General features: G+C 35.3%; 13 protein-coding genes. 5 read left to right on the top strand and 8 right to left on the bottom strand.

The features are described 5' to 3' along the window. Positions 1 to 554: 554 nt before the first annotated feature. The 3 genes from ACK4M9_RS22290 to ACK4M9_RS22280 all read left to right on the top strand — a co-directional run bounded on the left by ACK4M9_RS22290 (position 555) and on the right by ACK4M9_RS22280 (position 2,217). The gene (locus ACK4M9_RS22290) at positions 555 to 968 is read left to right on the top strand and encodes a TIGR04104 family putative zinc finger protein (RefSeq protein ID WP_409854979.1); all 414 of its coding nucleotides are present in this window, start codon (positions 555 to 557) and stop codon (positions 966 to 968) included. 152 nt (positions 969 to 1,120) lie between these two features. Continuing rightward, on the top strand, positions 1,121 to 1,408 hold the full coding sequence (locus ACK4M9_RS22285) for a hypothetical protein (RefSeq protein WP_409854978.1): 288 nt from the start codon (positions 1,121 to 1,123) through the stop codon (positions 1,406 to 1,408). A gap of 176 nt (positions 1,409 to 1,584) precedes the next feature. After that, complete coding sequence (locus ACK4M9_RS22280; protein ID WP_409854977.1) at positions 1,585 to 2,217, top strand: MOSC domain-containing protein; 633 nt, start codon at positions 1,585 to 1,587, stop codon at positions 2,215 to 2,217. A gap of 496 nt (positions 2,218 to 2,713) precedes the next feature. Here ACK4M9_RS22280 and ACK4M9_RS22275 read toward each other — a convergent pair whose 3' ends face one another. The 5 genes from ACK4M9_RS22275 to ACK4M9_RS22255 form a co-directional block, all read right to left on the bottom strand. Beyond that, entirely contained in the window at positions 2,714 to 3,538 is an 825-nt protein-coding gene (locus ACK4M9_RS22275; RefSeq protein WP_409854976.1) for an alpha/beta hydrolase, read from the bottom strand. Further along, positions 3,531 to 3,662: a hypothetical protein gene (locus ACK4M9_RS22270; protein WP_409854975.1), complete on the bottom strand. Its 132-nt coding sequence runs from the start codon at positions 3,660 to 3,662 to the stop codon at positions 3,531 to 3,533. Before ACK4M9_RS22270 ends, ACK4M9_RS22275 begins: the two co-directional genes overlap by 8 nt. A 108-nt stretch (positions 3,663 to 3,770) precedes the next feature. Further along, positions 3,771 to 4,355, bottom strand: a complete 585-nt coding sequence (locus tag ACK4M9_RS22265; protein ID WP_409854974.1) for a hypothetical protein — start codon at positions 4,353 to 4,355, stop codon at positions 3,771 to 3,773. A 229-nt stretch (positions 4,356 to 4,584) separates the two neighbouring features. Next, positions 4,585 to 4,977: a hypothetical protein gene (locus tag ACK4M9_RS22260; RefSeq protein WP_409854973.1), complete on the bottom strand. Its 393-nt coding sequence runs from the start codon at positions 4,975 to 4,977 to the stop codon at positions 4,585 to 4,587. Positions 4,978 to 5,258: 281 nt separating this feature from the next. Then, on the bottom strand, positions 5,259 to 5,417 hold the full coding sequence (locus ACK4M9_RS22255) for a hypothetical protein (RefSeq protein ID WP_409854972.1): 159 nt from the start codon (positions 5,415 to 5,417) through the stop codon (positions 5,259 to 5,261). 468 nt (positions 5,418 to 5,885) lie between these two features. On the opposite strand from ACK4M9_RS22255, the gene ACK4M9_RS22250 reads away from it, so the two are divergent. After that, positions 5,886 to 6,530 (top strand): hypothetical protein, encoded by a 645-nt coding sequence (locus tag ACK4M9_RS22250; protein ID WP_409854971.1) that lies wholly within the window; start codon positions 5,886 to 5,888, stop codon positions 6,528 to 6,530. An 81-nt stretch (positions 6,531 to 6,611) separates the two neighbouring features. Here ACK4M9_RS22250 and fdhD read toward each other — a convergent pair whose 3' ends face one another. Together fdhD and ACK4M9_RS22240 are read right to left on the bottom strand one after the other, a co-directional pair. After that, on the bottom strand, positions 6,612 to 7,400 hold the full coding sequence (fdhD, locus tag ACK4M9_RS22245) for a formate dehydrogenase accessory sulfurtransferase FdhD (protein WP_409854970.1): 789 nt from the start codon (positions 7,398 to 7,400) through the stop codon (positions 6,612 to 6,614). Positions 7,401 to 7,415: 15 nt separating this feature from the next. Beyond that, a complete protein-coding gene (locus ACK4M9_RS22240; protein WP_409854969.1) occupies positions 7,416 to 9,773 on the bottom strand; it encodes an FdhF/YdeP family oxidoreductase in 2,358 nt (785 codons plus the stop codon). A 608-nt stretch (positions 9,774 to 10,381) separates the two neighbouring features. On the opposite strand from ACK4M9_RS22240, the gene ACK4M9_RS22235 reads away from it, so the two are divergent. Then, positions 10,382 to 10,954, top strand: coding sequence for a hypothetical protein (locus tag ACK4M9_RS22235; RefSeq protein WP_409854968.1), 573 nt, complete (start codon positions 10,382 to 10,384; stop codon positions 10,952 to 10,954). A 68-nt stretch (positions 10,955 to 11,022) separates the two neighbouring features. Here ACK4M9_RS22235 and ACK4M9_RS22230 read toward each other — a convergent pair. Then, a partial coding sequence (locus ACK4M9_RS22230; protein ID WP_409854967.1) for an IS3 family transposase occupies positions 11,023 to 11,203 on the bottom strand: 181 nt, incomplete at its 5' end.

Genomic DNA, 11,203 nt, shown 5'->3' with positions numbered 1-11,203 from the left:
AATTGGAAATTATGTGGCTCATTTTTTATGTGATCAAACGCTTAAAAAGTGGCTCAAAATTAATTTATCAAATACAAGCATTTTGCTACTTTCAATAGTATCAGTCGTTTCCATACTAATCGAACAACCAACTATTATAATAAGGCTCAACAACAGTAAACATATGGCTAACAATCTACACCTCATTTAATTCACCCCCTAGGATAGTTAATATACGGAATATTAATTGAAAAGTTTCAACTTTAAAGAAATTTAGAGAATATTCTGTTTCACTTTAACAAACAAAAGCGATAGCCTAATTCAACTATCGCTCTTGCTCGGTTACTTGAACAAGGAAAGTCGAAAACTCTTGTTCTGCATTCGTACGTCTTTAGTTAAAGATAGGTAATCTACTTAATAATTTTAATTAAATTACTACCATTTTCCTTTTTATCTAAATCATCAGATCTTTTTCATCAACTTCATCAAATTTTTGTGACCTAAAGGACATTTAAAATATCTAGCGAATACATTTATTAGGTAGCTCGTAATTTAGGAGGGATAATGTGCTATTTATGATTTTTTCTATTGAAATTCCCGATGAATTCATTCTGTTTTTCACGATTGCCGCCTTTATTGTTTATGTGATTCATCGTTATAAAAAAAGAAATACCCAATGCGTGGATTGTGACCAGAAATTTGCGAGGAAAGAAATCAGAAGTCCTTTTAGTAAAAAAGCGACATATTGTAAAAGCTGCGGAACGGAACATCAAGTAGAAAAGAGATTTATGGATTTTATATTTATCTTTTTATTTATTAATTTACCTAGCGTATATGTAATTCCATTGTTCGATTTAGATATACTTTTTAGCTTTTGGTTTTCAATATTAAGCTCATTATTGTTATTGATTATCATTTTTTATTTCTTTCCTTTTTCAATTGAAAAGAAATCGGAGAAGCCGAGGCCAAGTTTCTATCATAAAAAATAAGGATTGGCCGATACATCGGACAAGGTACCTGTCTCCTTTACCGAACTGCAAGTTAAGTGTCTAAAACAGGGACATTCAAAATAGAAGCAAGAAGATATGGTTCCATTTGACACCAAAGTTGGTAAATAGAAATTAACGTTGGGAGTGCTCCTATGCAAAAAGTTATGATAACTATAATTTTTTTACTATTACTAGTAATTCTATTTTTTTTATTTACTAGCCAAGCAGTTAAAACTGAAGAACAAGCTATTAGCATTGCAAGATCATACCATGGAAGTGAAGATAACTTTACAGGGTTTAGCGCCAAACTTGAAAAGCCAAGTAACATTTGGGTTGTAACATATTATGATAAAAACAGCTCCTGCAAAGAAGATTGCAAGTTTTATATGAGTATTGACGCAAAATCTGGTAAAATAATACAAGTTATTAACCAGGAATAAGTCGTTAGTAAAATCGTCGCTCATTTAGAACAACACTTTTTATATAAAATACAGAGCTCATTCCATCGAGAATTCATTTAGTGAAAAAAGTTAAGTGCGAGCCACTGTCTTCAATGTTTTATTGAAAATTACAATTTATATTGAGTTTGGAATCTGTAGAAGTGAGGTAAATTCAAATGACTCGTAAAATTATTAATTTAGCTGTCGGAAAACCGAAGGAATACCATTGGCATAATGAAAAACAACTTTCTGGAATAGGGAAATCGACCGTACAAGCTTTTAGGGTAGAAAAAAACGGAATTGTTGGCGATGATGTTGCAAACCCAAAATTTCACGGGGGACCAGACCGTGTCGTATGTTTGTATCCCTTCGAGCATTACTCTTATTGGGAAGAGGGATTCCAGCAAAAGCTTATTCTACCTGCTTTTGGGGAAAATCTAACTGTAACAGGGATGATGGAAGAACAGGTTTGTATTGGTGACATTTTTAAGATAGGAGATACTATTCTTCAAATCACACAAGGAAGGGTACCTTGTGTAACTATCTCCAATTATAACGAGGAAAAGCAACTTTTAAAGAAAGTGATTGAAACCAATCTAACGGGCTACTTTTTTCGGGTATTGGAAGAGGGAACCATTATGTTCGACTCCAAAATAACTCTCATGGAAAGACACGCAAAAGAAATATCCGTTTTTTTTGCGACACAAATTCTTTTTCACCAAAAAGAAGACAAAGCATCAATTGAAAAAATACTGACAGTTGATGCCCTTGCAGAGGACTGGAGGAATAGATTTTTAAAGTTGTTATGATTTTTGCCTCAGTAATTCAAGTAGCGATCGTTAGATATCCTACAATCATCAAAACTTCACAATTAGAAAAAATACGAACAATGTCATTCTTTTGTTTTTCTTTATCCTATTTTTTATCATATAAGTATAAAAAGCCATTTCACGAGAGAAACAGCTTAATTTGTTATTCAATTTAATGTCTAATAAAATTTGCTATTATAGGAAGTAAGATTAATACAATAGAGCTTTGGATAAATGTTAGAATGATATCTTTTTTCCAACTGTTATTTTTAGGGTAGCGATTTGTTATTCTTTGGAATAAGAGAAATACCACCCACCAAAATAATAAGGTGTAAATGGCTGAACTGAAGCTACCATACATTTCGTTATACAATCTATTTTCCCCCTTACCTATTGCCAAATATATATATGGGACAGTGGGACAGGTTCACTGTCCCACTGCTAGGACTTAACGGTTCACTAGTTTTTTAACCGTTGGGACTGTCCCGTTGTCCCATTAATCACTGAAATGACTATCGAGAAACATCAACACACGTTGAGCGTATTCCTTATCATTTTCGGGGTGTAAGAAATCGGTGGTAAAAAAATGATAATCACCATCTCGTGTCCAAGTCTCCACATGACTAGGAGCTTGAGCTATTATTCGTTCAAAATTAGAAATGTCTATCTGTGAATCTTCAGTAGAATGCATAATTAAGGCAGGCCTATCGCCTAAATTTTCAATTTGCTTTTTAGGATAAATATCTGCTGTATTCAATCCATATTTATAAACGGTATACAGCTTCACAAAAGGTTTCTGAATTATAGTTAACCATTTCGGCGCTCCTGATAAAGCCATATTTTCAATAAAAACGTCTTCCCAAGATGAATAAGCGGATATACTAATCAGCCCTGATATTTCAGGGATTTGACCTGTTGAATTAATGGCAACGGCTCCACCCATTGATAGACCATAAACAATGATAGGAAGGTCACTATATTTTTTCTGAGATCGAATATAGTCCACGACTGCCTGGGTATCCAATGTTTCTAGATGACCTAGGCTAATTACCTCCCCTTCGCTCTTGCCATGCGCTCGCATATCATAAAGAATTGAGGCATATCCGTTTTCACTTAACAGTTTTGCATGACCAAAAAAGGCTGTAACCGATGGATTATGGATACCTGAGATAAAAATAACGATACCTTTGGGACTGTTCACATCGACTTGGAATGCTGATATTCGGTAACCGTCTTCTGTTGTTAGACTTAATTCCTTTGACTCTATACCAAAGTCGCTAGATTCATAGACCGTATCAAACTGAACGGCTTGGTTAATCATTTCCCCCAAGTGGTGGAATTGCTGCTAAAACGATCATGCTAAGTAGAATTACTATTGCCGTTATACTAACTATGATTTTCCTAACCTTATTTCGTTTCGATTGCCCTTCTATACTCAACTTCATGTCTAACCTCCTATGGGACAGAGGGACAGGTCCACTGTCCCAATGCAATGAATTTAATGATCGACTATACTCTTAAACGTTGGGACAAGAGGTTCCTTGTCCCTATGACTATCCGATTTCTTTGGATACTCCGTTTTTTTCAAGAAAGGAAACTAAATCATCTCTTACGTTTATATCCGTAATAGTGTATGAAATAGTAGAGTTCCTTTTGTTATTCAGTTTAATCAATAACTCAGTTGTATTGTTTATTTCCAAATCAAAACCATAATATTTATGACTTGAGGTTATCTGAATAAGCTGGAATGATTTCATTTCCTGCCATTTAACTAAGCGAGTATTTAGAATAAGTCCATTTGGTAATATTTCAAAGAGCCTACCGTAACTATTTAGAAGGTAGCAAGGCAATAGACAGAAAAACACGACAAAAGAGATGAATTCTTCCTTGTATACAGCCATTAGAATTACGAAAATTCCTAAAACCACGCCCATAACACTTAACTTTGTATAATCTTTCACTTGATTAATTGGGATCACATTTACAATTCCTGCTCTAATTGAATTCCTAGTTTTGTCTGATAGTTCCATGGCCTGTTCTTCACTTAATTTCTTTAGTTTTTGAAATTCTAGCATTTGACTAATTAAAAGGAAGTTTACTACTATAAAAATAACTAGATAAGTGATTAGTTTGAACATCTTAATTCCTTTCTTACCTAAAAATGATCATGACTCGCGGGACAGAGGGACAGGTTCTCTGTCCCAATTCTTTGACTTTACGATTGACTATTCTCTTAAACGTTGGGACAGGGGACCAGTGATCTGTACCCCTAGTCCCCTTTAATTTTTAAGATATCCTTCTGAAACTGCTCGTTCGGGCCACAACTGCAACAACGGCTTATTTAAAAAGCGCTCATCTTTGGTAAAATCAATTTTTATTGGCTTCTTTAAATTCTAGCCACTGTTCTGAATATTTAGGGTTAGTAACTATTAATTCTTCAGAAATCAACTCCATATTTTTCAAATCAAATTTAACTATATAATTCCCAAATGGAGATTGGTTTTTCGCCAACCCTCTTTCAAATTCACATAAGCCTTCTGAACTAACTTGAGTAGCAATTGTAGTTTTGTAATCATCATCAACAAAAGCATCGAGAGTAGGATTAAAGTCGCTTAAATGATTTACTAAATTATCCTTTACCTCTTGTCTTCTTTCCTCTAACAACCTTGTATTTTCCATTTGTTTAAACTGAAAAAACATCAATACTATTCCTAACAAAACCAAAATTACAACACTAGTAATTGATAGTTTTTTTTTCAATATACCTCCCCCTCACAGAATATTTTTTCCATAATATCTCTTTACACCAACAACAGCTCCTCAACTATTGCTCATTGTTGGCTGAAAACATCATCTCTTTTTTAGCCATTTATTTTAAAGTCGGAATACCATAAAAAAACTACTATACCTGTAAGAGCAGATAAAAAAATATCAAGTGGGATTACATCCTTTCCATAGAGAAAAACCAATACTAATAGAACGAGTATTCTCCAATACAATATAAAATTCATAGACTCCAAATTTATAGTTAAAGATAAAATCTACTTATTTTTTTTCAAAGTAGACGAGAGTATAAGAATAATAACTAAACCAATAACACCACTGACGAGACCTTGCCAATTTAATTCTTTATACAAAAGGCAACTTGCAATGTTTATTCCTATAAAATAACCAAGTCCTATATAAAATCCTTTTTTCATTGAATTCACTCCACTATATAGCCTCTTCACACTTTTCCTTTTGTTAATGGGACAGGGGGACAGGTTATCTGTTCCAATGCTATGACTTAACGAACCGCTATACTCTTAAACGTTGGGACAATGGACCTGTCCCCTTGTCCCTCTACTTTTCCTTTTGCTAATCCACCCTTTAAGAATGGGACAAGTTCCATTGTCCCATGGTAAGCTCCGTTAAAATGATATTACCATAAAAAACCAACAACAAAGAACAGTATTTTTACTATGGGTACTCCAAGGGTGTCTACCGTGGCTACCCTGAAAAACAGAAAAAGAACTACAATGATTTATTGCTTAATTTTAAAGGGGACAAGATACATGTTACTGGAGATGTATTTTATCTAACAGTTTTCACAAACTATTACAGATTATGCCTGGTCATATTGTGTTATAATTATTTTTTCAAAACTTATTAAAAGGGGTTTAAGAAGAATGAATTTAAATTGGTTAGAATGGTTAGGGTATTTAGCTTCCCTTATTGTCCTTATTTCTTTATTAATGAGTTCAATTATTAAGCTAAGATGGATTAATTTATTAGGTTCTAGCTTGTTTTCACTATATGGATTTTTGATAGGCGCTTTACCAGTTGGATTAATGAACTTAGGTATCGCCATCATTAACATATACTATCTTGTGAAAATTTATAGTGCCAGTGCTAAAAATGAATACTTTAAAATACTCTCAATCGAAAGTGATTCCGAGTATTTTAAGCATTTCCTAAATTTCTATAAAGAAGGCCTCAAAAAGTACATAGATCCTTCTAAGCTTAAAGCAAACACGTACGACGTTAGCTTTTACATTTTAAGAAATATGGTGCCAGCGGGTGTGTTTTTAGGTTCAAGATACGATGAAAACACGTTAAAGGTAGAACTAGATTTTGTTATCCCAGAGTATAGGGATTTTAAAACTGGAAGCTTTGTTTACGAAGAAAGTAAAGATCACTTCTTAGATAGAGGCTATAACAGGTTAATTAGCTATTCGTCCAACAATGACCATATAATTTATTTAAGAAAAATGGGCTTTGAAGAAAAAGAAGAAAACGGAAGCAAGTATTTTGAAAAGTTAATAACGAAATAAGCTGGGACAGAGGGACAGGTTCACTGTCCCAATGCTATGACTCGAAGGGTGCCTGGCACCCACCGCAGAAAAAGGCGCCTTTTAGGAAACGATTCGCTCTGGATGGCTATAGACGTTTAAGCTTTGTCCGCGAACAAAACCAATTGCTGTAATGCCTAAGTCATTCGCTAAGTTTACGGCTAATGTTGTTGGTGCGGACTTTGATAGAACAATGCCAACTCCAATTTTTGAAACCTTTAACAAAACTTCAGATGAAATTCTTCCACTAAATGCAATCATCATGTCAGTGATCGAAAGTTTGTTTTTTAAACAATATCCGTAAATTTTATCTAAAGCATTATGTCTGCCTATATCAGATCTTGATAGAAGGACTTGATCCTTCGTACAAAGAGAAGCATTATGAAGCCCGCCAGTCAATTGAAAGGCTGTGGATTGCTCTTGCATTTTTGTCATTAAGTTAAAGCATTGCGAGACAGATATTTCAATTTGCTTCATAAACGTTTTCGCTGTCTTTACATCGTTATGAAGATAAAATTGTCTACTTTTCCCGCAGCAAGAGCCAATGAATCTTTTTGAAAAAAAATCTTTGCTCATCGTCTGTTTTTGTACTAATTCTACATAAGCAAAGCCACGATCTTCATTAATGGATAAAGCAGCAATATCTTCAATGGCACGAATGATCCCTTCTGAAGCTAAAAAGCCAATGACTAATTCATCTAAGTGGTCAGGGGTACATACCATTGTCGCAAATTCATCCCCGTCCACAATGATTGTTAATGGGTACTCATTTGCGATAACATCATCAATTTCTTCGAAAGCATTACCATTATATTTGATAATTCCACGATTTATCATTAAATCAGTGTTCATGGAGATGCGCCTCCTTTAGTTAACCTCTGTTTCTAGATCTTCAATCCGCTTTTCTAAATAATCTATATCTTTTTTTGCATGATAACGTTCTGCTTTTTCAACTTTTACAGCGACACTAAATTGTGGGATACCGGATGGCCCATCATAGATCCCTTTTGGAATTAAAAAATTACCTTCTGGAAAATGAAGTCCAATATTGCCCCTAGTAATATGAGCAAAATGAGCTTTCCCTTGGAACGTACCATGCTCATTGTAAACGACAATTGGTTCACCCTTTATAATATTCAATTCTTTTGCATCTTGTTCATTCATTAAGACGTCATACCGTTCTGTACCATTGAATGGATCAATTTCGTTATATACCATTGAATTAAATTGCTTTCCCCTTCTAGTCATGACATAAAATTGACCGTCGGACTTTTGCAACTTAGGAATTTCGATTGTAATTAAATTAGCTTTTTCATCGGGAGTAGGGAAAATACCTCCCTCACATAACCATGCCCCACCCCACTGGAACACATCGCCTTGCTTCTTCAAAAATTGAACACCATCATAATTCGGATTAGCCTTGGCGATTTCATCCCGAATCGCATGACCGTCCTTAAAATCTATGAGACTTGCAAAATGTGGCTTTACACGCTTTGCTAGATCAATATAAATTTTCCACTCTGCTCGTGCCTCTTTCACTACCTGTTTATTACCCTCAATTTCTGGTGAAAAATAAATCATCCGTTCCGTTGATGTAGAGGTTCCCCCACCTTCTTGTTCATAGCGTGTTTTTGCCGGCAGGACGATCACAGCTTCTTTTGCATCCACTAACGTTGATGTATTAAAAATAATATCTTGGTGAACACGAATATCTAACTGTGATAAAGCTTTCTCTATAAATAATGGATTAGGCATCGTTTCTAAAAAGTTACCACCACTCATGTAGTAGAGCTTCAGCTTTCTAGCATGATCTTTGGGCAATAGGGCATTTTCAAGGGAAACTCCTAAAATATCGCCCTGCCATTTAGGAAGGTTAAACTTCCAGAGGGCTTCAATTCGTTTCACATTTTTTGCATCCCAGCCACCACCTGGTAAAACAAATGGGTCACAGCCCATTTCACTAGTACCCTGTACGCTCGAATGACCTCTAAAAGGCATGACACCATTATATTTACGACCGATGTAGCCTCTTAAAAGGGCTAGGTTCGCGACTTGTGAAATATTATCAGTTGCAAATGAATGCATCGTTAACCCTAGAGCCCATGCGAACACTGCGTTTTTACTGTTTGCTAAAAGCTCGGATAACTCTATGATTCTATTTTTTGAAATACCTGATGATTTTACAATCTCATCCCACGATTGTGCTTTGACGTGAGCTTTTAACTCCTCGTAATGTTTTACGTGGTTTTGAACAAAATCATGGTTAATCGCTGAGCCATGGACTTTTTCTTCCATTTCAAACCAATGCTTCATAATTCCATGCATAAAGGCGATGTCTCCACCGATGTTTACTTGGTAAAAATCATCGGCAACTCTAGTACCGAATAAAGCAGATTCTAGATTAGAAGGAACCCAATATTTTTCCATCGCTGGCTCTTTATAAGGGTTCACAACAATGATTTTTGTTCCCTTCTTCTTTGCAGCTAACATGTATTTCGTTGAAACTGGTGAACTATTGGAGGCAACACTTCCCCAAAATAAAAGTACATCTGTCCCAATCCAGTCTTGATAATTGGCCGTACTTGCCCCAACACCAATGGATCGATATAAACCAGTTTTTGATGGAGAGTGGCAAATGCGGGAGGCGTTATCAATATTGTTTGTTCCGAGAAAGCGTGCTACTTTTCCTGCTACATAGTATGATTCGTTCGTAATTCCTCTAGAAGTTAAATAGAAGGCATACTGTTTGGGATCTAATGTTTTGATCTTCTTCGCAATCATATTCATGGCATCTTCCCAGCTAATCCGTGAAAATTTTCTTTCTCCTGATTTACGAATTAATGGGTATGGGATTCGACCTAATTGCCTGAGTTCTGCACTGCTATACTTTTTCAACTCATCAATATCAGCATGAACAATTTCTTCTTTTATATTTGGCATTGTATTTAAACGTAAAACATTTAATCGTGTTGTACACATGTGGGCTCCTTTAAGCGTTTGATCTTGAAGACCTGAAACACCTAAAGCGCAGCCATCGCATACTCCTTTTGTAAGGATATTTTTTGCATATTGTAAGTTATCTTTATTCTCCCAGACAACTTTCAGAGTATCTCTAATATGTTTAGGCTTTACTTTTCCTAACCCGAATGGAATAGGACTTACCCAATGCTTTGGAGTAGGCTTTTTTGAAATAGATATCGGACCTTGGTGTTTACTTTTTCCCATACGTTTTTTCCTCCCCTTCAAATTGATTACTATTGACACTATGTATATGTTGTTATTTGTTTATTAGAAAAATCACTGACTCTTTGTCAAGTGACTTATAGTTAAATCATACTTCTATAATTGCTAATAAACGCTTGGTAACGCTTTCATTTAACTCACCTATCAATAATATATTCGGCACCAGCATAAATAAATTTAATTTTTTTAATGTTACCATGGGACATGGGGACAGGTACCGCGTCCCACTCTACACCAGTTCTTCGCATCATTCTTAGTTATGGGACACAGGGACAGGTTCTCTGTCCCAATGCTACGATTTAACTGCCCTCTATTTTCATTAACATTGGGACAAGGTACCTGTCCCGCTGTCCCATTTCTTTCGACAAGAACAGTAAAATTCCTTTTTAAAACTACAAAAATAGTAAGTTCACCTCCTAAATAAGCGATGTCCTAACCATAAATTTGGCAAGTTCACCTAAAAATCCAAAATAACACGCACAATTTGTCACCAACTAGAAGAGAGTTCTCGACGCCATTCAACACATTTGGTATGGACAATCCTATATACTTTTCAATAAATCTACGAACGAATACAGTGGGAGGATGAGATGAGGAATTTATCATTAAATATGCCAATCGAACGAAAATTAGACGAAGCTTATTCGAAATGGGGTAGAAAATTAGGTTTACAACAACACCGCAACAAACGGTTGAAAAAAATACCTGTACCAAATATTGTCCCGTTTGCGTCAAACTCTCTTCAGCCACTACGACACATCTTGTCTAAGTGCAGTCATGGAGCTTTCATTGTAACTAGTGACGAACATCCATATTTCACCTTCCAAGCATCAACATATTCTGCATCATTTACACGATTAACTCTAAAATCAGAATTGTTTTTTTGCAAAAATGAAATGCGCTATTATCCAGTTCTAGTTGTTCAGCAATTCAACCTTGATCAGTGGGAAAAAGGTGATACTGTAATGCAATGGTTACGGGATCATGGTGGTCATCTCGGCTTTGAAAAACTAGTTTATCAATGTCCTTCGTCACCAAAAGTGACTTCTCTTGCTAGATCAAACGGTCTCAAGCAGATCCATCATCCATTTGTTGAAAATATACTAGGAATTCAAAGAGAAGGCAGCTATTACTGCTACCTTGAAAAACAAGGGGAATTTTAACAGTATCACAGTTGGGACAGAGGGACAGTAAACTGTACCCTATGTCAAGGACACATTGAAGAGGGACACTAAGCCACTCTAAGAAGATGATTTCTGTATTGAACAGGAGTCATCTTCTTTAAATCCCGTTGATATCTTGTATTGTTATAATGAGTAATATAGCTTCTAATTTCCTTTTTAAGTTCTTTTAGATTTTTGCATTGTTTGATATTAGTTTCATCCTTAAAATGGCCAAAAAAGGATTCTTGG

Origin of the sequence: Anaerobacillus sp. (assembly GCF_046314235.1) — a bacterium.
In the GTDB taxonomy this organism is placed as follows: Bacteria; Bacillota; Bacilli; order Bacillales; family Anaerobacillaceae; genus Anaerobacillus.
The sequence above is the reverse complement of the archived record's forward strand: the minus strand, read 5'-3'. Positions and strand labels throughout refer to the sequence as shown.